21 protein-coding genes are annotated in these 26,174 nt (G+C 62.6%); 17 read left to right on the top strand and 4 right to left on the bottom strand.

Annotated features, from left to right (window positions below):
- Positions 1–47: 47 nt before the first annotated feature.
- Positions 48–1,223 (bottom strand): methionine adenosyltransferase, encoded by a 1,176-nt coding sequence (gene metK, locus Q0K02_RS00695; RefSeq protein ID WP_294484020.1) that lies wholly within the window; start codon positions 1,221–1,223, stop codon positions 48–50.
- A 271-nt stretch (positions 1,224–1,494) separates the two neighbouring features.
- Between metK and Q0K02_RS00690 the strand changes: the two genes are divergently transcribed.
- From Q0K02_RS00690 to Q0K02_RS00640, 11 genes are all read left to right on the top strand, one after another.
- Complete coding sequence (locus Q0K02_RS00690) at positions 1,495–2,076, top strand: hypothetical protein (protein WP_294484019.1); 582 nt, start codon at positions 1,495–1,497, stop codon at positions 2,074–2,076.
- A 2-nt stretch (positions 2,077–2,078) separates the two neighbouring features.
- Positions 2,079–3,659, top strand: a complete 1,581-nt coding sequence (gene murJ, locus Q0K02_RS00685) for a murein biosynthesis integral membrane protein MurJ (RefSeq protein WP_294484018.1) — start codon at positions 2,079–2,081, stop codon at positions 3,657–3,659.
- 12 nt (positions 3,660–3,671) lie between these two features.
- On the top strand, positions 3,672–4,529 hold the full coding sequence (ispH, locus tag Q0K02_RS00680; RefSeq protein WP_294484017.1) for a 4-hydroxy-3-methylbut-2-enyl diphosphate reductase: 858 nt from the start codon (positions 3,672–3,674) through the stop codon (positions 4,527–4,529).
- A gap of 105 nt (positions 4,530–4,634) precedes the next feature.
- Complete coding sequence (locus tag Q0K02_RS00675; RefSeq protein WP_294484015.1) at positions 4,635–5,411, top strand: response regulator; 777 nt, start codon at positions 4,635–4,637, stop codon at positions 5,409–5,411.
- A 3-nt stretch (positions 5,412–5,414) separates the two neighbouring features.
- Entirely contained in the window at positions 5,415–6,992 is a 1,578-nt protein-coding gene (locus Q0K02_RS00670; protein WP_294484013.1) for an ATP-binding protein, read from the top strand.
- A gap of 29 nt (positions 6,993–7,021) precedes the next feature.
- Complete coding sequence (locus Q0K02_RS00665) at positions 7,022–7,183, top strand: hypothetical protein (RefSeq protein ID WP_294484010.1); 162 nt, start codon at positions 7,022–7,024, stop codon at positions 7,181–7,183.
- 705 nt (positions 7,184–7,888) lie between these two features.
- A complete protein-coding gene (locus Q0K02_RS00660) occupies positions 7,889–9,238 on the top strand; it encodes a trypsin-like peptidase domain-containing protein (protein ID WP_294484007.1) in 1,350 nt (449 codons plus the stop codon).
- Between the two features lie 72 nt (positions 9,239–9,310).
- The gene (locus Q0K02_RS00655; protein WP_294484005.1) at positions 9,311–9,898 is read left to right on the top strand and encodes a hypothetical protein; all 588 of its coding nucleotides are present in this window, start codon (positions 9,311–9,313) and stop codon (positions 9,896–9,898) included.
- A gap of 185 nt (positions 9,899–10,083) precedes the next feature.
- Entirely contained in the window at positions 10,084–10,416 is a 333-nt protein-coding gene (locus tag Q0K02_RS00650) for a hypothetical protein (RefSeq protein WP_294484002.1), read from the top strand.
- A 680-nt stretch (positions 10,417–11,096) separates the two neighbouring features.
- Positions 11,097–12,302, top strand: a complete 1,206-nt coding sequence (locus Q0K02_RS00645) for an ammonium transporter (protein ID WP_294484001.1) — start codon at positions 11,097–11,099, stop codon at positions 12,300–12,302.
- A gap of 24 nt (positions 12,303–12,326) precedes the next feature.
- Positions 12,327–12,683: a P-II family nitrogen regulator gene (locus tag Q0K02_RS00640; RefSeq protein WP_346665377.1), complete on the top strand. Its 357-nt coding sequence runs from the start codon at positions 12,327–12,329 to the stop codon at positions 12,681–12,683.
- 243 nt (positions 12,684–12,926) lie between these two features.
- On the opposite strand, the gene Q0K02_RS00635 is transcribed toward Q0K02_RS00640, so the two are convergent.
- From Q0K02_RS00635 to Q0K02_RS00625, 3 genes are all read right to left on the bottom strand, one after another.
- Entirely contained in the window at positions 12,927–14,390 is a 1,464-nt protein-coding gene (locus Q0K02_RS00635) for an SLC13 family permease (protein ID WP_294484000.1), read from the bottom strand.
- Between the two features lie 102 nt (positions 14,391–14,492).
- Positions 14,493–16,211: an FAD-binding protein gene (locus Q0K02_RS00630; RefSeq protein WP_294483999.1), complete on the bottom strand. Its 1,719-nt coding sequence runs from the start codon at positions 16,209–16,211 to the stop codon at positions 14,493–14,495.
- A gap of 14 nt (positions 16,212–16,225) precedes the next feature.
- Positions 16,226–17,866: an FAD-dependent oxidoreductase gene (locus Q0K02_RS00625; RefSeq protein WP_294483998.1), complete on the bottom strand. Its 1,641-nt coding sequence runs from the start codon at positions 17,864–17,866 to the stop codon at positions 16,226–16,228.
- 251 nt (positions 17,867–18,117) lie between these two features.
- On the opposite strand from Q0K02_RS00625, the gene Q0K02_RS00620 reads away from it, so the two are divergent.
- From Q0K02_RS00620 to Q0K02_RS00595, 6 genes are all read left to right on the top strand, one after another.
- Positions 18,118–21,195 (top strand): sigma 54-interacting transcriptional regulator, encoded by a 3,078-nt coding sequence (locus tag Q0K02_RS00620; protein WP_294483996.1) that lies wholly within the window; start codon positions 18,118–18,120, stop codon positions 21,193–21,195.
- 326 nt (positions 21,196–21,521) lie between these two features.
- Entirely contained in the window at positions 21,522–23,267 is a 1,746-nt protein-coding gene (locus Q0K02_RS00615) for an FAD-binding protein (protein ID WP_294483994.1), read from the top strand.
- On the top strand, positions 23,267–23,488 hold the full coding sequence (locus Q0K02_RS00610; protein ID WP_294483992.1) for a ferredoxin family protein: 222 nt from the start codon (positions 23,267–23,269) through the stop codon (positions 23,486–23,488). Before Q0K02_RS00615 ends, Q0K02_RS00610 begins: the two co-directional genes overlap by 1 nt.
- 68 nt (positions 23,489–23,556) lie before the next feature.
- Entirely contained in the window at positions 23,557–23,697 is a 141-nt protein-coding gene (locus Q0K02_RS00605) for a hypothetical protein (protein WP_294483990.1), read from the top strand.
- Positions 23,698–23,709: 12 nt separating this feature from the next.
- The gene (locus tag Q0K02_RS00600; protein ID WP_294483988.1) at positions 23,710–25,176 is read left to right on the top strand and encodes a hypothetical protein; all 1,467 of its coding nucleotides are present in this window, start codon (positions 23,710–23,712) and stop codon (positions 25,174–25,176) included.
- A 177-nt stretch (positions 25,177–25,353) separates the two neighbouring features.
- A complete protein-coding gene (locus Q0K02_RS00595) occupies positions 25,354–25,995 on the top strand; it encodes a hypothetical protein (RefSeq protein ID WP_294483986.1) in 642 nt (213 codons plus the stop codon).
- The last annotated feature ends 179 nt before the right edge of the window (positions 25,996–26,174 follow it).

Raw genomic sequence — 26,174 nt, 5'->3', positions numbered from 1 at the left:
AAGAACAACGATGTTCTTCCTCCGCTTTCGCGTTCAGAAAGGGAAGACTACAGCTTGGCGGCGGTGAGGAGATCGTTCACGGCGTCGCGCTTTTCCCAGGTGAATTCGGGAAGTTCGCGGCCGAAGTGACCGTAGCAGGACGTCTTGCTGTAGATGGGGCGCTTCAGATCGAGGCGCTTGCAGATGAAGTAGGGGCGCAGATCGAACACTTCGCGCACGACCTTCGTGAGCTGTTCGTCGGGCAGCTTGCCTGTGTCGAAGGTGTGCACCAGCACGGACACGGGTTCGGCCACGCCGATGCAGTAGGCAATCTGCACTTCGCAGCGGTCGGCCAGACCGGCGGCCACGATGTTCTTGGCCACGTAGCGGGCCATGTACGCGCCGGAGCGGTCCACCTTGGAGGGGTCCTTGCCGGAGAACGCGCCGCCGCCGTGGTTGCCCATGCCGCCGTAGGTGTCCTGAATGATCTTGCGGCCGGTGAGACCGCAGTCGCCCATGGGGCCGCCGATGACGAAGCGTCCCGTGGTGTTGATGAAGATTTCGCAGTCCTTTTCGTCGAAGTAGCCGGTGGGCTCGAGAATGGGACGAATGACTTCCTTCTTCACGGCTTCCACGATGTCGTCGTGGCTTACCTTGGGGGAATGCTGCGTGGACACCACCACGTTGTTGATGCGCACGGGCTTGCCGTCCACGTATTCAAAGGAAACCTGCGTCTTGCCGTCGGGGCGGAAGAAATCGACGATGCCGTTCTTGCGCACGCGCGAGAGCTGGAGCGAGAGCTGATGCGCCCAGTAGATGGGAGCAGGCATGAGCGTGTCGGTTTCGTTGGAGGCGAAGCCGAACATCATGCCCTGGTCGCCCGCGCCCTGATCTTCGGGCTTGGCGCGGTTCACGCCCTGCGCGATGTCGGGAGACTGCTTGTCGATGGAGGAAATCACGGCGCAGGTCTGGGCGTCGAAGCCCATGTCGGTGCCGAGATAGCCGATGTTGCGAATGGTGCGCCGCACGATGGCCGGCAGGTCGGCGTAGCCCTTGGTGGTGATTTCGCCGGCCACAATGGCCATGCCCGTGGTCACCAGCGTTTCGCAGGCGACATGGGAATCGGGATCCTGCTGAAGCAGGGCGTCGAGCACGGCATCGGAAATCTGATCGGCCACCTTGTCGGGATGACCTTCAGTGACGGATTCGGAAGTGAAGAGGTATTTGCCTTTAGGGGGGATCATGGAGTCTCCTTGAAGTTCACGGGGCGCTCGGAGGGATGCGGCATGCACCGGACACCGTGAGCGAAAGGCATCCGGGAAAGGACATATCTTTATATCAAGCTATGGTAATATGCCTTTCACTCCGACACTATACACAGGGAAATGCGGGCTGTCCAGCTTCTTGACGGGATATCATCGTCACGTTATCCCCTAAGAAAGGGAAAACAGAAGGATGGCTCCTGGTGCGGGCCGACGGGTCCTCCTGCTTCACGTGCCTGTCCGGGAGTACGCCATGCAGCCTTTCTATCAGGGAAAAATCGACAATTTCTGCGCCATGTACGCAGTGCTCAACGCGCTGCAGGTGCTGTTCAGCATAGGTCCGCATCAGGCCCGGAGAATTTTCAATCGCGCGCTGTACGCGCAGGCCGCCGATCCGGACATGTTCGGAAGAATTCTCGAACATCGCACCGACTACGTTTCTCTGGTGGACTTCATGCTCGACGACGTGCGCCGGCACGAGTTTCCCGGCCTTTGCGTGAGCGCGCCCTTTGCGCCGGACACGTCATGCGACAAGGTGTGGGAGGCGCTGCGTTCCTGCGCGAGACCGCCCATGCCGCTGGTGTCGATATTTCGCTTTCTGCGCATTGCCCCGCCCTCGGAACGGCCCTACGTGGATCACTGGACGGTGGGACACTATATGGATATGGAGGGGCTGCATTTTCTCGACTGCAGTCTGGAGGCGGGCGCGCTCTTCTGCCTGCCCTATGCAAAATTGACGGATCCTTGGCGACCGCTCAGTCGGGAATACGTGGTCATTCCGCCGGAGAGCGTGAGGATTCTGTCCGTTTCCCGAGCCGTGGGGCTTCCGGTATGAGTATGGCACTTACATCTCGGCAGAAAATGGGGGCGGCCGCCCTCATCATGGCGTTCAGCGTGCTCGTTTCGCGCTTCATGGGGCTTTTCCGCGACAAGATCATATCCTGGCAGTTCGGAGCCGGAGGCGAAACGGACATCTATTTCGCGGCCTTCGTCGTGCCCGACTTTCTGAATTATCTTCTGGCGGGCGGCTACATTTCCATCACGCTCATTCCGCTGCTTTCCCGGCGCTTCGAGGAAGACGAGGTCGACGGCTGGCGCTTCTTTGGCGTGGTGTTCTCCTGGGCCACGCTGTCCATCGGTCTGCTTTCCGTGGTCGCGTGGGCGGCGGCCTCCCGCCTTGCGCCGCTGGTGGCTCCGGGCTTTACGCCGGAGCAGTGCGCGCGTCTTGCGGATTTTCTGCGCATCGTGCTGCCGGCGCAGGTGTTCTTCCTGCCGGGCGCGTGTCTTTCGGCCGTGCTCTACATCCGGCATCAGTTCACGGTGCCCGCGCTCATGCCCCTCATCTACAACGGATGCATTCTGCTCTTCGGCGTGGGGCTGCCGTGGCTCGGACTGGCGCAGGGCATGGAAGGCTTCTGCTGGGGCGTGCTTGCAGGCGCCGCCCTCGGCGCGTTCGCGCTGCCTTTTGCGGCCGTGCGGGCCGGAGGGCTTCACCTTTCCTTCGGTCTTCTGCATCCGCTCATGAAGAAATTTCTGCTCATGGCCCTGCCGCTCATGATCGGTCAGTCCGTGGTGGTGCTCGACGAGCAGTTCGTGCGCATTTTCGGCAGCATGGCCGGCGACGGAGCCGTGAGCCTGCTCAACTACGCACGGCGCATCATGATGGTGCCCGTGGGCGTGGTGGCGCAGGCCGCGGGCGTGGCGTCGTTCCCGTTCCTCGCGTCTCTGGCCGCCAGGGGCGACATGGACGAATTTCGCGCCACCCTGCGCCGCACCATGACGAACAGCATGATCGTGGCCGTGCCCGTCACGGCCTGGATGATCACCGCTTCCGGCCCGGTGCTCGGATTCATTTTCGAGGGCGGCAGCTTTTCCGTCGCCGAAACGCGGGGGGCCGCGCCGCTTCTGCAGATCATGATGCTCGCCGTGCCGTTCTGGCTTCTGCAGCAGGTGACGGGCCGCGCCTTCTACGCGCGGGAAGACACCGTCACGCCTGCCGTGGTGGGCACGGTGGTCACGCTGCTCGCCGTGCCGGGCTACATGCTGCTCATTCCGCTCCTCGGCGCAAGAGGCGTGGCGCTGGTGACCACGGCCTCCATTGCGCTGTACGCGCTTGTGCTCATGGCGGTGGCCTGCCGCCGCTGGGCGTCCGGAGCCTTTGCCGGCATCTGGGGCACGGCGTGGCGCAGCGCGCTCATTTCCATGCCGGGCTGCGGCATCATGCTCGCCGTCATGCACGACGGATTCAGGCTCATGCAGGGCTGGAACGCTCTGCTTCAGCAGTTTGTCGTGCTCGCCGTGGGCGGCGTGCTGTTCGTCGCCTCGTGGCTCGTCATCGCCTGGTTCTTCCATCGCGACTATTTCCGCCTTGTCACCTCTCCTTTCCTGCGGCGCGTGAAGCGCGTCCGGCAGTCCTGACGGAGGATTTTCATGAACGTCATCCGCGCAAGTCACGCCGGATTCTGCATGGGCGTGGCGCTTGCCCTGCACAAGCTCGACACCATCGTCGCCTCGCGCCCCGGTCAGCGCGTGGCCACGCTCGGCGAAATCATCCACAACCCGCAGGTGCTCGAAGACTACGCACGCAAGGGCGTGCGCTGCCTGCACGCCGTGGAGGAGGCCGAAAGCGACATGTCGGTGCTCATCCGGGCGCACGGCATTCCCAGAGACGTGGAGGCGAGACTGCGCGAACGCTGCGCCCGCGTGGAGGACGCCACCTGCCCCCGCGTGAAGAACGCCCAGCTCGCCATTGCCGAGGCCACGGCCGACGGCCGCGAGCTGCTGCTCTACGGCGAGGCGTCGCACCCCGAAGTGCGGGGTCTCATTTCCTACGCCGCGGGCGCAAGTCATATTTTTTCCTCGCTGGCCGATCTGGACGCGCTGCTCTCCGGCGCGGAGCTGGACGGCCGCCCGCTGGTGCTCGCCGCCCAGACCACGCAGGACCGCCTCATCTTCGATGAAATGCACCGTCGCCTCTCCTCGCGGTTCGGCTCATCGCTCGCCGTGCTCGACACCATCTGCGACGCCACGCGCGAGCGTCAGGAGGAGGCCGGAGAAATTGCGGCGCGCGTGCAGGCCATGGTGGTGGCCGGGGGCAAGTCGAGCGGCAACACGAAGCGTCTGGCCGAACTTGCCCGCATGCGCGGCGTGCCCACGGTGCTCGTGGAAACCGCCAACGAGCTCAAGGCCGCCGATTTTTCCGGCGTGCGCACCGTGGGGCTCACGGCAGGCGCGTCCACGCCGCGCTACATCATCGACGAAGTGGAAAAAAGGCTGCGCCTTCTGTGAGGCAAGAAGCGGCAAGCTTCCTGCAACATATTGTAACAGGAAAAAGGGTGCGATTAAGTCCGCTCCCGGCTATAGTCTTTCCAGAATGTTCTGGAGGACCTTACCATGCCCGATACCGATACTTCTCAGATGCCTGCCCTGTCCCTTCTTGTCGTTGACGACGATCAGGATATCCGCGACCTCATGGCCGAGTACCTGCGCCAGCACGGCTTTCTTGTACGGGTGGCCGACGGCGGCAAGGCCATGTTCGAGAGCATTGAACAGGAAGTGCCCGATCTCATCGTGCTCGACATCATGATGCCGGGCGAGGACGGACTCTCCCTGTGCCGCCGCCTGCGCGCCATGGACAGCGCCTCGTCCGTGCCGGTCATCTTTCTCACGGCCCTCGGCGACACCGCCGACCGCGTGGTGGGCCTGGAACTCGGCGCGGACGACTATGTGGTCAAGCCTTTCCAGCCGCGCGAGCTTCTGGCCAGAATCCGCGCCGTGCTTCGCCGTTCCGGTCGCGCGCCCGGCGCTCCCGCCGATGCAGGACGCCCGGAAAAGGCCTATCACTTCAGCGGCTGGACCCTGGACATTTCGGCCCGTCACCTGATCGCTCCCGGCGGCATGGTGGTGAACCTGAGCGGCGCGGAATACCGTCTGCTCACCATTTTCCTTGAGCATCCGCAGAAGGTGCTCAGCCGCGACTTCATTCAGGACGAGCTTCAGGGCCAGGAAACCGACCGCAGTCCCTTCGACCGCAGCCTCGACGTGCAGGTCTGCCGCCTCCGCGCCCGCCTGCGCGACACCGGCGACGGCGACAAGGGCCGCGAAAACAAGCTCATCAAGACGGTGCGCGGTGACGGCTACGTGTTCACCAGCGCCATCACCGTGGAGTAGTTCATGGCTGCCGCGGAAAGCCGGACGCACGCGGAAGGGAAGGGCTTTCTTTCCGGGCTGAGACATCTTGTTTCCAGACTCTCGCCCGATTCCCTTCTGGCGCAGCTCATACTTATTTTTTCGGGCGGCTTCTTCGCGTTGCTGCTGCTTACCACCATTTACGCGGGAGAATCCCGCCACTTCTACTTCATGCGCGGCCTCATGGCCGACAGGGCCCGGCGCATGGCCGAAGTGGCCGCGCTGCTCGATTCCACCTCGCCGGAAATCCGCTTCGTGCTGCGCGAGCAGTTCAACAGCCGCGGATTTTTCGTCACGTTTACGAGTTCGCGTCCGTCCCTGTCCGTGCATGAGGATATGAAGGACGTGTCCGCGCTCATGGAATACATGCTCAACGTGTCCCTGTCGCGCCTCTACGGCGACATGCCCGGGAGCTCCGGCGGCATGATGAGCGGCAGACATGGCGGAGGCATGGGCCGTCACGGCAGAATGCACGAAAGCGACGGCCACGGCGACGACGTGCCCCGCCGCGGCATGCTGGCCGTGCGCGAACTGAACCTGCCGAGCCCCATGGAATCCTTCGGACAGTCGGTGTGCCAGTATTTCACCGAGGACAAAAGAAAGCGCGGCCCTTCCGTGTATCAGGCCACGGCCGTGGTTCCGCTGCACGACGGCACATGGGTGGTCATTGAGGATTCCGCGCCCGGCTATCCGCCCATGCCGTATTTCCCCTTCACGAGCATCATGGCCATCGAGATATTTTTTGTGGTCATCAGCTTCCTCGCGTTCTATCTCTGCGTGAAGCCGCTGCGCAGGCTCGCCCGCGCCGCCGACCGCTTCGGCCGCGACATCCACACGCCTGCCCTTCCCGAAACCGGTCCCACCGAAGTGCGCGAAGCCGCGCAGGCCTTCAACCGCATGCAGACGAGCATCCGCGAATTTCTCGACGAGCGGGAACGCACCCTCGCCGCGGTGTCGCACGATCTGCGCACGCCGCTCACCCGCATGCGCCTGCGCGTGGAGCAGCTCGACGAAAGTCAGCGCGGCCCGCTGCAGAAGGACATCGGGGAGCTGCAGCAGATCATGGACACAACCATAGACATCGCGCGCAGCAAGAGCGAGAATGTCGCCGTGGTGGACGTCATGTCCCTTATTGAAAGTCTGGTTGAAGACCGGCAGGATATGGGGCAGGATATCCGCATGGAGGAACGTCTTCAGACGCCCGAGGCCATGTTCTCGATCCGTCCGCTCAAGGCGCGTCCGCTCAGCATGAAGCGCTGTCTGGCCAATCTCATGGACAACGCGCTGCGCTACGGCGGTCACGTGGTCGTGGACGTCAGGGACGGCGACGACATGCTGTCCGTGATCATTTCCGACAGCGGCCCCGGCATCGCGGAGTCGGAACTCAAAAAGGTGTTTGAGCCCTTCTACAGGGTGGAACGTTCACGCAACCGCAGCACGGGCGGAACAGGACTCGGCCTGTCCATCGCCCGGAGCATGGCCCGCATGCACGGCGGCGACGTGACGCTGGAAAACAGGCCGGAAGGCGGGCTGAAAGCCACGGCCACCTTCAAGCGGACGTGAACGGCAAGGTGGAAACAAAAGGAGTTGTCATGATTCGTTTTGGTCTTATCGCGCTTCTCTGCGTAAGTTTTGCTCTGGCCGGATGCGCCGTCCCGCCGCCTCATCACGACGGCCCGGAATACGATCAGCCCCGCGGGCACAGGCCTCCGCCCCCGGACTATCATCCCTACTGGGGCCCGAGAAGCCGCTAGCGTGAGGCCGCTTCGGCGGACCTCGGAAAAGCCCGGATCAGCTTTGCGCTGTCCGGGCGTTTTCTCTGGGGCGTTTCGAGCGGCTGAGACTTTCGCGCCGTGAGCGTTTGCGGCGCGGCGTTTTTTCGCGGCGCAGAACCTCGGCGAAACGTCCGCAGGGCGTCTTGCCGGGCTTGTCGGTTCGGAAGTCCGCCTTCTGCGCCGCCTGTTCCATCATCTTGGAGGTATGCCATGCGCGCGCTGCCCATTGTTGCAGGATGTCTTTTCCTTCTGGCCGGCTGCCTTCCGCCGCAGCCCGGATACACGTATGCGGAGTCCTATCCCGGCCCCGTGCGTCACGAGGTGCGCCCCGCGCCCCGTCCGGCCCCGCGCCCGCAGGTCCACAAGCCCGCTCCCGCGCCCCGTCCGCAGGCGAACCGGCCTGCTCCGCGGCCTCAGGCGAACAGACCCGCGCCTGCGCCGAAGCCGCAGATTTCCAGGCCCGCGCCGCGCCCCGACGCCCATGTGTCGCCTGCCCGCCCCGGCAAGCCTTCCGGCCCGTCCGTGCAGCGTCGGCCCGAGCCCCGCAAGGACGGCGGCAGAGCGCCCGCGCCCGGAAACAGTGAACCCCGTCGTCCGGCTCCCGGAAGATAGCCTCGCGCGCCGACGCTCTCCGGTTCCGCAACGATAAAACGACAGACCTCCGCTTTCCGGAGGGTCTTTGCCATGAGCAATATTACCGTTCGTTCTCTTGCATTCCTTTGTCTTCTGTGCCTTGCTCCCGTGACCGAAGGCTGCGCCGCCGCCCCTGCGGCCGCCCCGGCCCTGACCGCGCGTCAGCAGGCCCGCGTGACTCCCGCCGTGCGCGCCGTGAGCGCCGTGGCTCCGGCCGTGGTGAACATCACGAGCACGCTGGTGGAGCGCCGCTCCCCTGCGGAACTCACCCCCTTCGACTTCTTTTTCAACATGCCCGGCCGCGATCTGCGCAGTCAGAGCATCGGCTCCGGCATCATCATCGACGGCAGCCGCTCGCTGGTGCTCACCAACGCCCACGTGGTGAACGGCGCGTCCGCCATTTCGGTGCGCCTTCTCGACGGCCGCACCTTCGACGCCGACGTGGTGGGCGCGGAGCCGGATTTCGACATCGCCGTGCTGCGCCTCAAGGGCGCGAAGAATCTGCCTTCCGTGGCCATGGGCGATTCCACCGATCTCATGCCCGGCGAGAGCGTCATTGCCATCGGCAATCCCTTCGGCTTTTCGCACACGGTGACCACGGGCGTCATTTCCGCCCTCGACCGCACCATTGAAGCCGAAGACGGCGTGTTCACCGATCTCATCCAGACCGATGCCGCCATCAATCCCGGCAACAGCGGCGGTCCGCTTCTGAACATCCTCGGCGAGCTCATCGGCGTGAATACGGCCATCTACGACAAGGCGCAGGGCATAGGCTTCGCCATTCCCATCAGCAAGGCCCGCCGCGTGGTGGACGAAATTCTCGATCAGGGCCATGTGAGCACGCCGTGGCTTGCGCTCATCGGTCAGAACGTGGATCCGCGCACGGCCCGCTATCTGCGCCTGCCCGAAGCCGAAGGTCTGCTCGTCACGGAAGTGTTCGACAACGGCCCGGCGGACAAGGCGGGCATACGCCCCGGCGACGTGATCATGGAAATTTCCGGCAATGCCGTGACCGACAGAGACAAGTATCTTTCCCTGCTGCGCAACCATCAGCCTCACGCCCCCGTGACGCTGAAGCTCTGGCGCAACGGCTCGGAAAAGACCGTCACCCTGACCATGACGGACTTCGACGACGGCACGGCATCCTCGCTTGCGCTGCGCCGCTGGGGCATGGCCGTCAAGGACGGCAGAAACGGCGCGGTGGTGACGGATGTGCGGCCCAATTCTCCCGCGGCCCGTCTCGGGCTGGAGCGGGGCGACGCCGTCACGGCGGTTTCCGGCCGGGCGACCGGTTCGCGCAAGGCGTTTCTCGACGCGTTCCGCCGGGATTTTCTCAAGCGGCAGATACTGCTTCAGGTGCTGCGCGGCGGCCGTCTCTATCAGGTGCGCATGGGAATTTAGCAGATCGGCCCGGCGTTGCGTCCCGGACATAAAAAGGCTAAGGTGTGAAATCCCTTTTTCAGGAGTTGAGGTATGATTCATTTCCGTCGTCTTTCCCTGTCCATGTGTGCGGTTCTGATGTTCGCCGCTGTGGCCCTCACCGGCTGCCTGGCCCAGAATAATGTCCGCCTGCTTTATAATCCCAGCGGAACGGCCGCCCTGCCCGTGGCCACGGCTCCGCGCGTGGCCGTGGTCGTGTTTGAAGATCAGCGCGGCCGCATCGACATCGGCGCCCGCAAGGACGGCAGCCCCTTCCAGCCCAGCTCCAGCGTGGCGGAATGGGTGAGCCAGTCTCTGGCCGACGAACTCGCGCGTCAGGGCGCACAGGTGTCTCTGGCCACCAGCATGGCGCAGGCCCAGGCCGGACAGCCCGACTACATCGTGGGCGGCGTGGTCGAACGCGTGTGGCTCACGGAAAAGAGCATCAGCAGCTACGACGCCGTCATCCGCATCCAGACCCGCCTCTACAGCCAGAAGCAGGCCACGGTGTCCAGAAGCTTTGCCTCCCAGCAGGAAAAGACCGGCATTCCCGGCGCGGCGCTTGCCGAACAGACCCTGTCCAGCACGCTGGCCGACGTGCTCAAGAACGCGTCCATGTCCATCATGGGAGCCATGCGCTAGAGCGCTTGCGCCTTCCCGATGCTGACGGCGTCCGGCGCGCCTTTGCGCCGCGGTCCGGCATCGCGAAGGGCGGAAGACTCTGCGCTTCGACGCTGAAGTGTGAACATTGCGCCGCGTCCGGTTTTCCGGACGCGGCGTTTCAGTCTGAACGCCTTTCTCTGCGGAAAGGCGGATACGGAGCAATTATGAGACCAGTGCTCGTGAAGGCCTACGGGGCCCTGAATCCCGCCACGGAGGAAACCTATCGCGCCGTGCGCGCCGTGCTTGAAGACTGGTACATTCCCGACGCCGTGGAGCTGAAGGGCGATCTTCTGCGCATCAGCTACGAAGGCGAGGTGTTTCCCGACGCCGAAGTGGTGGAGGCTCTGCGCCCCTTTCTCTGTGATCAGAGCGAGGGCAAGCTCGACATCCTTGACCTTGAGGCGTGGACGCTGCATCGGTACTTTTTTGCCTACGGTCGTCTGCGCGATCACACGGCCACGCTGGACAAGGCGCTGGAAGCCTGCTCCATGCACTAGGCGAGGCCGAACGGCGCGCCGTTCCTCGCAGTTTCCTTTTCTTCATGTTTTTTCATCCGCGGGATGCTTCGCTGGCCGGAGCGTCCCGTTTTTTTTGCGCCGTCGTTTGGGCCCCCGGCTTTTGAGATGGCCGGGCGTCTTGCCTTTGGGGCTGTCGGCGTCGCTCCGATGCGGCGGATGCTGCTCCGGCTTCGGCGAGCGTTCTTTCAGAGGCAGGCGCGGCCGCTCGACGGCTCGTCGTGCTGCTGAACCTGTGGGGAGAGATCCGGCGACAGGCGATTTGCTCCGGCTTCCCTGGCTCCGGTCGGCTGCTGCGCTGCCTCCCGGAAGGCGGGCCCGGCGTTTTCCCTTGAACACAGTTTGAGGCCCCGGAGCCCGTCGTTTTTTGAGGCGCGGGGTACGAAAAGGATTCATCGTTATTTCTGGATTGATACAAAAAAATATTGTCCGATCTTTCCTTTTGAAAAAATTGGAGAAAATATTTCCGGGCACAAAAACGCACAGGAGGGCGACCGGCGGGAAACAGGATTGTGCCGAAACGTTATTGTATCAATGCGGCAATCGGCGTTTTGATGAAGATGTCAGTTATTTTGCCGCGTTGAATTATTTTTGGGGAGTTGGCACGGTTTATGCATCGTCAAGAACAGAATCTGACGTTCTGGATGAAGGAGGAAATATCTATGAACGCTGCTGATACCGGTTTTGTTCTTATCAGCGCCATGCTGGTCATGCTTATGGTGCCGGCACTCGCTCTGTTCTACGGCGGACTCGTGGCCTCGCGCAACGTGCTTTCCACCACCATGCACAGCTTTGTTCTTCTCGGCGTAGGCGCGCTGCTCTGGCCTATCGTGGGCTACACGCTGGCCTTCGGTCCCGACATTCACGGCCTTATCGGCGGTTTTGAAAACATCATGCTCTTCGGCGTGGGCAAGGAGCCTCTCAACGGCGGCTCCATTCCGGCGCTGGCCTTCATGGCCTTCCAGTGCATGTTCGCCGCGCTCACGCCCGCGCTCATTTCCGGCGCGTACGCCGAACGCATTCATTTTCAGGCCATGCTGCTCTTCTCCACGCTGTGGCTGCTCGTGGTGTACTGCCCCATGGCCCACTGGGTGTGGGGCGGCGGCTGGCTCATGCAGATGGGCGCTCTTGACTTCGCCGGCGGCGCGGTGGTTCATATGAGCTCCGGTTCGGCCGCTCTCGCCGCCGCCATCGTGCTCGGCAAGCGTTCCACCATGGGCCGCAGAGCCGGTCTGCCGCACAACATTCCCATGACCGTGCTCGGCGCGGGACTGCTCTGGTTCGGCTGGTTCGGCTTCAACGCAGGCAGCGCGCTCGCGGCCAACGGCCTTGCCGCCAACGCTCTGGTCACCACCCATCTTTCCGCCGGCTGCGCCATCCTCGGCTGGCTCGCCGTGGAACGCTGGCACACCGGTCACTTCACCGTGCTCGGCGCGGCTTCCGGCGCGGTGGCGGGCCTTGTGGCCATCACTCCCGGCGCCGGCTTCGTGGAACCCTGGGCGGCCATCATCATCGGTCTGCTCGGCGGTGCGGTCTGCTACGGCGGTATTTTCCTCAAGAGACTTTTCAACTATGATGACGCTCTCGACGTCGTGGGCATTCACGGCGTGGGCGGCGTGCTCGGCGCGCTGCTGACGGGCGTGTTCGCCTGTGCCGAAGTCAACGGCGTGGACGGACTTCTGTACGGCAATCCCCATCAGCTCTGGGTGCAGTTCGTATCCGTCATCGCCACGGTGGGCTTCTGCTTCCCGGTCAGCTACGTGCTGCTCAAGCTTACCGACATGCTCGTGGGCCTGCGCGTGCCGCTGGACAAGGAAGTGACGGGTCTCGACATTTCGGAACATTCCGAATCCGGCTACCAGATATAACTACCGACTGATGAGGATACTGTCATGCAGAAAGAAAATTCCCTGAAAAAGTTGCAGGTTATTCTTAGACTGGAAACCGTGGACCGCGTGAAGGAAGCCTTGAGCTCCATAGGCATAGGCGGCGCCACGCTCATGGAAGTGCGCGGATTTGGACGTCAGCGCGGCCATACCGAAATTTATCGTTCGCAGCGCATGGAAGTGGACTTCCGCTCCAAAATGATGCTGGAAATCGTGATGGAAGAGGAAAAGGTGGACGACGCCGTCAAGATCATTCTGGAACACGCCCGCACCGGGGCCGTCGGCGACGGCAAGATATTCATTCTGCCCGTGGACAACGTCATACGCATCCGCACGGGCGAGTCGGGCAAGGCGGCGCTGTAGATTTTCCGACGTAAACGGGAACGGAAAACGGAAAAAGAAAGGACCTGAGTCCTCCTCTGGAAGACGCGCGGAGACGGAAGTCGCCGCGCGTCTTTTGCGCGCTTCGGAGGACGGCCGGGAGAGTGTTCCGGTCGAAGCGGCGGAGGCCGGAAGCGGACGGACCTTGCGGTCCGTCCGCCGATGGGGAATGGGGAGGTTCCCCGTTGGTGCCGCGCTGTCCGGCACGGCGCGGCAGGCGTGAGGCTAGAAGAGCACGGGACCGAGAAGCATGGTGACTACGGCGGTGGAAAGGTAGGCCCCTATGATGGCGATGGGCGCGGTCTTCCAGATGACGGCGGTGTTGCTCCATTCGTTGCCGTGCAGCAGGGCGGCGCTGGCGCTGGCGGCGGGGGTGAGGAAGGCGAAGTGCACGCACATGACCACCATGATGAGCGGAATTTCGGGAGCCATGCCGGTGGCCTGACTGAAGCTGTAGATGACGGGCATGAGCACCACGCCCACGGCGCCGTTGTTCATGACCTGCGTCAGCAGCATGGCGCCGAAGCCGATGATGAGGGCGAAGGTCATGGGAGAGCTTTCGCCGAAGAGCGGCATGATGAGGCCCATGAGGAAGTCGGTGATGCCGCTGCTCGGCGCGGCCATGCCTATGGTGAGCGGCTGCACGAAGGCGAGCAGCAGCACGATGCCCCAGGTGACGCCGGAATCGACCATGACCTTGAAGTTGAGCAGGGGCTTTCCGTCCACACGGATGCAGGCCATGATGGTGACGAGCAGAATGACCACGCCGGTGTTGTCTATGGCCTTGAGGAATCGGGTGAGGAAGAAGTCGGCGGGCAGGAAGCTCGGCGCGAGCAGCAGGAGCACCAGCATGAACAGAAAGACGAGAATGGTCTTTTGCACGTTGTTGAGGTTGAGCGCGCCTTCGCTGTCCAGATCGTCGGCTCTGAGGTCGCGCAGCTTGGACATGTCGGGCTTGAACACGTACTTGCCCATGAGAATGAAGAACAGCGAGCAGAGCACGCAGATGAGGCAGGCGATGATCATGTACTTCGCGTAGTCTATGCCGCTGCCGGACATGGTTTCATAGGCGCTGAACACGGTGAGCGCCACCTGCTTGAAGGGAATCATGGACTGGCCTATCTGGGTGGCGAACACGATGCCGAACACCATCATGGTGGGGTAGCCGTCGCCGCGCTTGTAGCCGCACACTTCGCACACGCCGTACAGGATGCTCCAGCCTATGAGCGCTGCGGGCGAGGCGCTGGTGAGCGCGCCGAGAATGAACATGGAGGCCAGAAACGTGAAGGTGAACAGCCACGGTTTTCCGCACACGCACTTTCTCGTGATGAACCAGAGCGAAATGAACTTGGAGAGGCCGTAGTAGTTGATGGTGGCGCAGAACACGAAGATGAAGAACATCATCTGCACGATGGGGTGGCCGAAGCTGTTGTTGAGCAGCTTTACCGGAGTCATGCCGCCGATGAGCATCATGGCCAGCAGTCCGGCGAGGCTGGGCCAGACGATTTCGATGAAGATCCATCCGTAGAGCACGCCGAGGAAGATGCCGACAAGATTCATGCCCAGGGGCGTGAGCGGGGCGAGAGGCGGAAGCTGCCCCACGCCGAACATGATGATGAGGCAGACGGCGGTGTGAATGTAGTACGAAAGGGAGAGGGGGCGTTTGTGCGCGGGAGTTGCGGTGCTCATGCTTTTCCTCGAAAAAGATGGGATATTTTTCACGCAGGATGCGCGGCAGAGGCGCGGCCGCCGGGGGACGGCCGCGCCGATATCGTTCCGCTGCGGACGGAACTAGCCTGCATGCCGGTGTTCAGGCCAGGTGAAGTTGTCCATGTAGTAACGGTAGGGCTTGATGGGATATTCGTTGACGGGCACGGGCACGGTGTGCAGTTCGCGTCTGCCGTCCACCATTTTCTGTTCGATCCACTTGAGCCAGTGGGCGTTGTCCCGTTCGGGGAAGTCTTCGCGGAAGTGGCCCGCGCGCGATTCCTTGCGGGTAAGGGCGGCGGTGAGGCTGAGATCCGTGAGCAGAATGGTGGACTGCGCCTCGAAGAGCTTGGCCAGCTCGTGGGCGTCGCGGGCTCCCATGCGCGGAGCGAATTCCTCGCGCACTTCGGCCACGCGGTCGAGGCCGCGGGTGAGGCCCTGCCCCGTCTTCATGAGGGCGATGTCCGGGGCGCTCATCACTTCGCGCATGTCGGCGATGACGTCCTTGGGGGCGATGCCGTCTCTGCCCAGATACTTGAGCAGGCCGTTCACCTTGTCTTCGGCGTAGGCTCTGTCGAAGGCCACGGCGTCGTGTCCCTGCACGAAGTGCGCGGCGGCTTCGCCCGCGCAGTAGCCGGTGGTGGCGGTGATGCAGGTGGCCCAGCCGCCCATGTACACGCCGGGATCGGGGTTGCGCGCAAGGCCTGCGGCGTAAAGACCCTTCACGGCCGTGGAGCCGTCGAGGTCGGCCACAATGCCGCCGTAGGTGTGACGCACCTGCGGCATCCACTGGAGCTTCTGGGCAAAGAAGTCTATGCCCATGGCGCGCAGCTTCTTGTCGTTGAGGCCCATCCATCCGGCGCGCGGACGCATGGTTTCCACGTCTTCGGGCTTCATCTGGCTGCAGTCGAACACGATGGGGCCGTTGCCCGCGCGCACTTCGCACACCATGCCGCGGGTGTTGTAGTGCGGATCGGCCTTGGCGCCGAACTTCGGCGAATACTTGCGCATGAAGTCCTCGCCCTTGTTGTTGAGAAAGCGCGCGCCCTTGGGCAGCAGGCCGGTCTGACCTTCCCAGGCGAAATCCACGGGCACGTTCCACACCTTCCAGAATTCAAAGTTGCGCATGGCGCAGCCCGCGTTCCAGGCGATGCTCACGCCTTCGCTCGCCGGCGTGTTCTGATGGTAGGAAGGCTTCCAGCCGCCGGTGTTGGTGGCGAGCAGCACGGCGCGGGCCTTGATGAAGACCGGAACGCCGCTCTGCGCATGAAAGCCCACCGCGCCGGTGACGCGGTCGCCGTCGGTGATGACGTCGGTGATCACGGTGCGGCCGAGGCGGCGCACGCCGCGCTTTTCGCATTCCTGCTTGAGCAGACGGGCCTTTTCAATGCCGCCCATGCCGTAGGGATGATAATAGTAGTAGCGCATGTGATCGAGCGCGCGCTGAGGAATGAAGCACAGTTCGCCCTTGTCGTTGCGCACGAACTTGTGTCCCCAGTTTTCGAAGTCCATGAAGCGCTCGTAGGACTGGGTGAGAATCTGGCCGAGAATGCGCTGATCGGCCAGGCCGTCGTAGTAGTACACGAGGTCGTCGAGCAGGTCGTCGAGGTTCATGTCGGGCTGCTTGACGATCATGTCGCCGCCGGAAAGTCCGCCGAGTCCGCCCCAGTCGCGGGGGCCCTTGTCCACCACGAGCACGTCGTCAAGAAAGTCCTTGGCCCGCATGGCGGCCCACATGCCGCTGAAGCCGCAGCCGATGACGAGAAGGTCGGTCGTGTATTCGTATCCTCTGGTTTCTTTCATGATATCCTCCGGGTTCAGCTCTTGGCGACTTCAATCTGGTCAAGGGTTCGGGCAAAACGTTCTTTGAAGGGATGAACGAAAATGGCACCGGAGGGGCAGTGGAGCTCGCAGTTGAAGCAGGTCATGCAGTCGTCGGTGTAGGTGATGCGGGATTTGCTGCCGCAGGTCATGCAGCGCAGCGCTTCGGCAAAGCAGGCTTCCATGTCCAGAGGCTTCGTGTGTTCCGCAAAGGGATGTTCCGGGTCCGCGGGAAGCGCGGCGCGTTCGTGCCGCACTTCGTGGCGGATGCCTTCGCCGGGCAGTTTGTCTTCGGGCACGCAGGGGCGCTTTCTGCCGCGTTCGCCGGTGAGGTCCGCGCCTTTCAGCATGCGGTCGATGGAGCAGGCGCATTCACGGCCGCCCGCAATGGCGGCCACCACGGAGGCCGGGCCGGAAGCCGCGTCGCCCGCGGCGAAAATGCCCCATGCCGACGTGGCGAAGGTGACGTCGTTCACGACGATGCGGTTGCGCTCCACCGTTACCTCGCCGGCAAAGCCGCTCAGTTCCGGAGTCTGGCCGATGGCGAAAATGACGTGGGAGGCGGCAAGATGCAGCGTTGAGTCGGCGTCGAAGAGCGGGGCGAAGCGTCCTTCCTCGTCCTTGAGGCGGGTGCAGGCGTGCAGCTCTATGCCGGAAACGTGGCCGTCTTCGGTGAGAATGCGCGCCGGGCCGAAACCGCAGTGGAATTCCACGCCTTCGTTTTCGGCGTCCTTCTGATTGTGGGGGTACGCGGGCATGGCGTCGCGGCTTTCAAGGCAGGCCATGTACACGCGGGCCGCGCCGAGGCGCTTGGCGCTGATGGCCGCGTCCACGGCCACGTCGCCGCCGCCGATGACCACCACGTCGCCGGAAATTTCCGGTTTTTCATCGTCACGGCAGGCGCGCAGAAAATCGAGTCCCCAGTGAACGCCTTCGGCGTCCGCGCCCTCGATGTCCACCTTCTTGGCGGCGCTTGCGCCGGGAGCGAGCATGACGGCCTTGAAGCCGCGCTTTTTCAGATCGGCGAGACTGACGTCGGCGTTGTCGCCCACGAGGGTGTTGCAGCAGAACGTCACGCCCAGGCGTTCCAGGCGTTCAATCTGCCCCGTGACCACGGCGTCGGGCAGGCGATAGGCGGGAATGCCGTAGCGCAGCATGCCGCCGGGGAAGGGACGGGCTTCAAATACCGTGACGGGATAGCCCATGCTGGCCAGGAACCACGCGCAGGACAGTCCGGCGGGACCGGAGCCCACCACGGCCACCTTGGTGATGTGCCGCTGCACCTTTTCCTTCTGCGGAAGCGTCATGCCGCGGTCGCCGAGCACCTGTTCGATGGCGTTGATGTTCACGGCCTGATCCACCTTGGCGCGGGAGCACCTGGATTCGCAGGGATGGAAGCAGACGCGTCCGGTGATGGCCGGGAACGGGTTGGCGTTCAGGAAGTTTTCCGCCGCCTCGTCGAGCCTGCCCTGCTGGATGAGATAGTTGTTCCTGCGGATGTCCACGCCGGCGGGACAGGCCGCCATGCAGGGGGACAGCTCTTCCTGCTGCGTGTCAAGACGGAAAACGTCGAGCGGGCATGTTTTGGTGCATGTGCCGCATCCGGTACAGGCTGCGGGGTCGATACTCTGAATCATGGAATCTCCTTGGCGGGTTGCAATGCAGGACCGATGGTTGTTTCAGATGAATTGCCCCTTATGTAGCAAGAAGCGTGCCATAATTATAATATGTTTTATTTATTGGTGTTTGTTGTTTTTGCCCTTTGTGAATCAGGGGTATTTCGTGTTTAAAAAATACAAAACGTCTTATTGCTGTGCGTAAAAAATACAGTTACGATGAGCGGGCCTGCGTCTGTGCGCAGGGCGCTTGTCAGTACAGGAGAAGGAGCATGCGGCAGCAGAAGACGGACTGGGAAAACAGCACGGAAACGGGAGCGTTTCTGCGGGAACTTTTCGGAAGGCACTGGCGTCCTGAAATGCTGGTGAAGCTGGCCGGACTCGAACCTTCGGCCGCGGGTCGGGGCTGCTTTGCTCCGGCCGGAGAAGAAGCGGCGGAATGGCAGGCGCTGGACGTTCTGCTGGCCGGGCACGAAGAGGCGGCCGCGCGTCTGCGCTCTCTTGCCGGAACCTCTCCCTTCGAGCGCTTTTTGCGCAGCCTTGCCGAAGGGGACGAGCTGGGCGCTCTGGAAACGTTTCTGGAGCAGGGCGAGCGGCGCATCCGTGCGCTTTCCACGGACGACATGCGCGCCATGCTCATGTTCGCGCTGGAGAGGCTGCGGAATCTTTCTCCTTCCTCGCTTTTGCAGATAAAGCGCTTTCTCGGGCTGTGCCGGGAGCTCAATCTGTTCATCGTGTGTTCGGGCATCTTCATTCCCGGGCTTCCGCAGTTCTTCTTTCAGGCGCGGGAAACGGCGCTCGGCACCGGAGACATGGGAGAGACGGCCCTGATGGATCTTCTCATAGGCTCGCTCAACGTGTGCAACATTCCCGAGCACAACAGCGCGTATTTTCATGAAATCATGGCCCGGGGCAGGGCGGAGCTCGATACGGTGAAGGATCCTGTTCTCGTGGAGACGGCCGTGCCCTATCTCGGCATTTTCGCGTTTCTGGAAGGCGACTACGAACAGGCCATGAACTTTTTCTCCCGCGCCAGCCGGAAAATGCGCATTCAGCGCCGCCGCTACTTTGAAATGTTCTATGCCCGGCACTGGGGATTTGCGGCGGCCAACCGCAGGGATTTCGATCTGGCGGTGAGGCTTCTGCTCACGAGACTCCGGCAGGCCGAAGTGAGCAGCGACTCCTCGCTTTCGCGCAACATGCGCAGTCAGCTTGCCTTCGTGTATCTGCGCATGGGCAGGAGCGAAAAGGCGCTGGAACAGCTGGACATAGCCCTCACCGGCATAACGAGGAAGACGGACATTGCCAGCGCCGTGACCACGTTGCGTCATCTGGCCTGCTATCACATGTTTTCCGGGCACGTTGAGGCGGCCTTCAAGGTGCTGCTGCCCGCCCTGCGCAAGGCCGAGGCGCAGGGGTATCAGCGGCCGGTGTATCTCAACGGCGTGTTTCTCGAACTGCTGGCCTGCATGCACGAAAAGGGACTGCCGCCTCTGCCGTGCTATTCCTTTGAAGAGGAGCTGGCCCGTTGTCTTTCGGGGCCGAACCGTCTGCTGCGCGGGGTGGCCTTCCGCGTGCAGGGGCGGCTGCTGGAACGGGCGGGGAAAAAGGCCGGGGCCGTGGAGGCCTACCGCAGGAGCATTGCCCTGCTGGACGCCATTCACAACACGCTCGAAGCGGATCAGACGCGTCTTTTTCTGGCCTCGCTGCTGCTGGATGAGAACGAGAAGGAGGCGGCGCTGCTCGTCAACGAAGCCTGGCGATCCTACAGGTACCAGAAGCCGTTCTTCTGGTCCGACAGGCTGCTTCGGCTGGTGCCGTCGTATCTGAACGCGGGAGAAGAGGGCGCCGTTTCCGCCCACGCGCTGGTGGAGGCGTTCCGCGACAATTTTGCGCCCCGGCGTTCCGGGCTGTCGTTTGAGGAATTTTCCCGCATGCTGCTGACGGAATCGGGAAGGCTGCTCGGCGCGTCGGAGGGGTGGCTGTATCATCGTTCTCAGCCATCCGCGCCGCTGCGTCTTGTGGAAAAAAGCGGCTCTGCTCTTGAAGGTTTTCTGGGGCCCGCCACGGTGGAGGAAATGGCGGAACTTGTGGCGGAAGGGGAGCCGGTCATTCTGGACAGCGTGACGGACGGCGAAAAGAGCGTGCCGGGCATGTTTGTCGGGCTTCCGCTGGACTGCCGGCCCTATGGATTATACGTGCTCTGCCTTGCGGGCACGTTTCCCGAAAAGCTGCGGGCGGTGCTGGACGAAACGCTTCTGCGCGACATAGCCCGGGTGCTTACCTGGCCGTGCATGCTCACGCTGGAAACGGAACGCCGCACGCAGAGCGTTTCCGCCCCGGGCGAGAGCACGCGGGAAATGATATGGGTTTCCCCGACGATGCGGAATTTTCTGGCGGACGTGGACAACGCGGCGGGCACGGATGCGGCTGTGCTGCTCAACGGCGAATCCGGCGTGGGCAAGGAAATGCTGGCCCGGCGCATTCATGAGCGGAGCGGCAGAAGCGGCCGCCTTGTGACCATCAACATGGCGAGCCTGCAGGACGAGCTTTTTGAAAGCGAGTTCTTCGGGCATGAAAAAGGCGCGTTCACCGGAGCCATGAACAGCAAGCTTGGACTGGTGGAACTTGCCGAGAACGGCACGCTTTTTCTGGACGAGCTGACGGAGGCGAGTCCCAGGGGGCAGGCCAAGCTGCTGCGGGTGCTGCAGGAGCGGAGTTTTCTGCGTGTGGGCGGCACAAGGCCCATACGCATCAATTTCCGGCTGGTGGCCGCCACCAACCGCAACATCGGCGAGGCCGTGCGCACGGGCGCGTTCCGCGCCGATCTCTATTACCGGGTGGCGGTCATTTGTCTCCACATTCCGCCGCTGCGGGAACGGCGTCAGGATATTCTTCCTCTGGCCCGCTACTACCTGCATCATTTTGCCCACCGGCACGGCCGCGACGTGGTGCAGGATTTTTCCGAAGCCAACTGCCGTCTGCTCGAACAGTGGCCGTGGCCGGGCAACATCCGCGAGCTGCGCAACGTGGTCGAGCAGTCCGTCATTCTCAGCGGCGGCCGCACGCTCGCCTTTCAGGAGGGCTTCTATGAAGCGCCCGTCAGAAGCGCGGCGTTTAGCGGGCGCAACGATCCTCCGGCGGAGCGGGAAGAGCCCGTCTGTTCCGTGGAGGAGGCGGAAAAGCGATGCATCCTCGCCGCGCTTCGCCGGACGGGCTGGCGCATCGACGGCCGGTACGGAGCGCTGGCCGTGCTGAAAATAAGTCGTTCCGCGCTGTACGCGAAAATGCGCAAATACGGTCTTTCCCGGGAGAACGAGGCGCGGGAGGACGCTTCCGGCATGGAGTGACGAACGCTTTTCGATGCCGATGGGCGGGAAGCCTTCCGATGCTTTTGCCGCAATCTTCTGCAGCAGCGCGCGGGAGAGCGGGAATCCTGTTCGTTTTTTGGATCGCGAAGAAGAACTTTTTTGTAAATAACACGTCGTCCGGCCCGCTTTTGCGTTGATTATGAAGGTAGGGGGTTCTTTGGGGGAAACATAAACGTATCGCAGCGAAATAGCGTAAAATGTTGTTGAGCTCCGCGGCTGCGTCATGTATTCTCGAACAAGCGGCCCGGCGTCTTTCCGCATTTTTTCGGACGGAAGCGTCTGTCGCTCTCACCATGGAGAACAGTATGAAAACTCTGCAATGCGATGTCGTTGTCGTGGGCGGCGGCCCGGCCGGAACCTTCGCCGCCGTGAAGGCGGCGGAAAACGGCGCCGACGTCATTCTTCTGGACAAGGGCTATGTCGGCAAGAGCGGCTGCGGCACGTTCGGGGCCGGTTCGTTCAAGGCCTATCTCAAGGAAGAGGACTCCCTCGACCTGTGGTACGGCAAGGCCGTGGAAGAAGGCTTCTACATCAACGATCAGGACTGGCTGAAAAAGCATTTCGACACCATCGGCGACAGGGTGAAGGAACTGGAATCCTGGGGCGTGGTGTTTGAAAAGAATGAAGACGGCACCTATCGCCGCATTGAAGGACAGGGGTCTTCCGATCAGCGCCCCATCAAGACGCTCATGTTCCACGGGCCGCAGTTCATGGAAGTCATGCGCAGAGTCTGCAAGGAAAAGGGCGTGACCATCGTGGATCGCGTCATGGTGGACGCGCTGCTTCATGAAAAAGGCAACGACCGTGTCATCCGCGGCGTGGTGGGATTCCACGGCGTGACCGGCGAAGTGTACGTGGTCAAGGCCCGGGCCGTGGTGCTCACCACCGGCGCGCAGGCCTACAAGTCTCACTACGCCGATCTGCACATGGAAACGGGCGACGCGCACATCATGGGCCTTGAAGCCGGTGCGGCGCTCGCCAACTACGAATTCAACTGCCATCAGCTCACGCACGGCAACTTCGCCACGCACGGCATGAACGTTTCGCAGGGGCTCGGCGCCAAGTTCGTCAACGCTCTCGGCGAGGACTTCACCGCCAAGTACGACCCGGAATACGCCTCCCACGGCAACCTGTGGCGCATTTCCGCCTCCATGGCCCTGGAAGTGCATTTCGGCCGCGGCCCGCTCTATTTCGATTATTCCTCCTTCACGCCCAAGGACTGGGAACTGTTTGAACGCACGCTGCCGCTCATGTACCGCTCCTACGAACAGGCGGGCTACGTGGACAAGAACCGCAAGGTGATTCAGGGCAAGCTGAGCTGGGTTTCCGCGCTCATAGGCAACGTGGGCTTCGGCGGCGGCCTGTACATTGATCTCGACGGCCGCACCACGCTGGAAGGCCTGTACGCCGCGGGCGACGCCACGTTCGGCCCCACTTCGGGCGTGGAGGGCTTCTGCGCCTACGCCATGCCTGCGGCGTCCACCACGGGCGCGGTGGTGGGCGAATCCAGCGCAAGATACGCCCGCACAGTGGGCGAACCGGACGTGGACGAGAAGGAAATCGAGCAGGTGGTGGAAAAGCTCACCACGCCGCTCAGGCATCCGCAGGGCGTGGATCCTTCCCATGTGGTCATCGCCGTGCAGGAGGCGCTCTTCCCCTACGACGTGTACATTCTGCGCACCGAAGAAAAAATGCTCGCCGCGCTGAACCGCATTCGGGAAATCAAGAAGTACGACGTGCCCCGTCTGCGCGCGCTCGACGCGCACGGCCTGCGCTTTGCCCTGGAGGCGCGCAACATGGTGCTGAGCGCGGAAGTCATGCTTACCGCCGCCCTGTACCGCAAGGAAAGCCGCGGCTCGCATCTGCGCCTCGACTACCCGGAAATCGACAACGAGAACTGGCTGAAATGGATTCTCGTGGAACAGCAGAACGGCGAACTTGCGCTCCGCACGAAGGATATTCCCATCGACCGCTATCCGCTGCGTCCCGAGCACAAGCGCGAACTTCACGCCTCCATTGCCGCGGCCAGAAAACTTGGGGAGAACATCTAATGGGCATCCGTCATATCGATTACGACAAGTGCATCCGCTGCCTGCGCTGCGTCACCTACTGCCCGCAGGACGTCTTGCGGGCCGACGAGGACAAGCATCCGTACATCGCCTATCTTCAGGACTGCCAGTCCTGTTTTCTGTGTGAAAAATACTGCCCGGCAGGGGCCATCGCCGTTTCCGCAGACCGGGAACGCCGTCCCATTCTGCCCTGGAAGATCTGATGGCGCGGCCGCCCTCCGGGGCGGCCTGCCGTTTGCAAACGCATCGGAACAACGCGGGAGATTCGCTCATGATTGCCAATATGCCCACTTCAACCTTTCTTCTCTACATCGGCGCGTTTCTGGTGCAGTTTGTGTTCGTCATAGGCTACGGCATCTGGTGGTGCCTTCAGGGCAGAACCCGCCCCGACAATAAGAAAAAGAGGAATTAGAAGGGGCGCGCCATGATGATTGCCATACTCGTCGTCTATTTCGGACTCATGTTGTTCATAGGCTACCTCGCCTCCCGCAAGGTGAGGGATTCGAGAGACTATTTTCTCGGCGGCAAGGGCTTCGGGCCGTGGTTCACGGCCTTCAAGTTCGCGGCCACCTGGGAGAGCGGCGTCAAGCTCGTGGGCAGCCCCGGCATGGCCTGGAATGCGGGCTGGTCTTCGCTCGCCATGGGCATAGGCACGCCGCTGTGCTATTTCTTTTCCTTCCGCGTGTTCGGGCAGCGCCTCAAGCTGGCCTTCGATCACTTCAACGTGCTCACCCTGCCGCAGATGCTGGAAAAGCGCTATAAAAGCCGCGCCATCCGCATTGTGGCGGCCGTGGCCATCCTCATAGGCCTCGGCGGCTCGCTCGTGGCGCAGTTCAAGGCCACGGGAGAAATCTTTTCCACCATTCTCGGTCTGGACTATCTTTCGGGGCTGTTCATCGGCGCGGTCGTCGTGGGCGTGTACTGCGTCATGGGCGGCTATCTCGCCTCGGTGTGGACGGACTTCATTCAGGGCATCATCATGGTGCTCGGCTCCATCGCCATCTTCACGGCCACGGCCCAGGCGGCCTTCGGCGGCGTGTCGGCGGATCTGCTCTCCCAGCTCAACGCCGCGCTCGGCTCCATTGATCCCAATCTGCTCGACGTCACGGGCGGCGGAAAAATGAGCTGGTCCAATCTGTTCATCATTCTCGCCATCACCATGCTCGTGGGTATTGCCATGCCTCAGCAGAGCGTGGCCATCTTCTCCATGCGCGACGTGCGCACCGCCCGCGTGGCCATGATCGTGTGCGTGGTGTTCTCCGCCATTCTCGCCTGGACGCTGGCCACCACCGGCATGATGAGTCACATGGTGCTTGCGCCCGGCGAGGTGAAGAATCCCGACATGGTCATTCCGCTGCTCATTCCCAAGGTGCTCTCGCCCATTACGGGCGGCATCTATCTCGCCGCCGTGCTCGCCGCCATCATGTCCACGGTGAGCGGCTCCATCGTGGTGGCGGCCTCGTCGCTCACGGAAGACATCTTCAAGCTTGCCATTCCGGAGCGCTACACCCGGCATCCCATGTTCTACAACCGTCTGGGCGCCGCCGTGTTCGTGCTGCTGCCGCTGCTCTTTGCCGTCAAGCCGCCGACCATCATTTTCTGGATAGGCGTGTTCGCCTTCGGCTTCCTGGTGTTCACCTTCCTCATGCCCATGATCGGCGTCATCCTCATTCCCGGCGCTTCCAAACAGGCCGCGCTGGCGCAGATGGTGAGCATCATGATCATCATTCCCGTGTGGACCATCTGGCTGCAGAAGCCCACGGGCATCCCCGCGCTTCTGGTGGGGCTGATCGGCGCGCCGCTCATCTTCTTTGCCGTCAACGCCGTGTTCAAAAAGCGCGAGCTCGATCCGGACATCCGCGAGCTGTGGGAAAAGTTCCGTCAGCTCTGATCGTTCAGGGGCTTTCCGGCCGCTTCGTCGGAAGGCCCCTGCAACATTTTGGGCGGAGTTTCCGTTTGCCGCTCTGCCTGACTCGGCCCCGGAGCCTTGAGCGACGGGCGCTCGGAACAGGCGCTTTCAGTATTTTCTTGATTCGGTCAGGCCGCATTTCCGGCATGCTGGTGACTCATGGACACGACGACGCTGACGCTGAACTCTTCCGGCCTTGCGTGGGACGCGGAGGCGCTTTGTGCGCGGTATGCCTTTCTGCGCAAAAGACGGGAGGAGGTTCGGCTCGATCTTTTATATTACCCCTACCGGCTTTTTCATCTGCGGGGGCAGGCGAGCTGGCGCTTTTTCGGAAAAAGACCGCTGGAAATGCTGCTTGTGGTCGATGCGCGCACGGGCAAGTGCCTTCGGGTGTCGTCGTTTCCCGAAGTTTGCGAAGAGCGGATTGTTTTTGAGCACGGCGATGCGGAGCCTGCGTTTGCCCCCGCGCGCGTGGAAGCGGACGGGCAGGCTCTTGAAGCGTCTGCGCATGTTGCCGCAGCCGTTCTCGACGAGGCGGAGGCGGCGTCAAAGGCGGAGGCGTTTGCAATTTCCGCGTGGGGGCGACGCTGCAATCTTCCCCTCGGCCCGCGCGCGGACATCCGATGCTCGGAGTCGTCGTCCCGTCTGCTCTGCAAGCCGTTCTGGATCATGCGACCGAAGGAGCGTCCGACCGAAGGAAAAATGTTCGTGTTCGACGCCACCACCGGCCTCGGCGGCGTTTCCGAATACTGGAACGTAGTCGAGTATGTGCTCGACATGGAGCGGCGGAAGGCGTCCTGACGAGAAGGCGGCTTCGGAGACCTGCGCGGGGCGGCGACGCGGAAAGCGGAACGCCAGGAGAGCCGCGCAGGCAGCGGAAAGACGCGTCTTGTTCGGAAAGAGAAGGCGTGATCTCTTCGGAGTGTCTCTCGGGAGCAGGAACATGCGGCAACGCGCGGGGCTCTTTTCCGTGCGTCCAC

Origin of the sequence: uncultured Mailhella sp., assembly GCF_944324995.1 — a bacterium.
Classification (GTDB): Bacteria; Desulfobacterota; Desulfovibrionia; order Desulfovibrionales; family Desulfovibrionaceae; genus Mailhella.
This window is presented reverse-complemented; position numbering and strand designations above follow the sequence as displayed.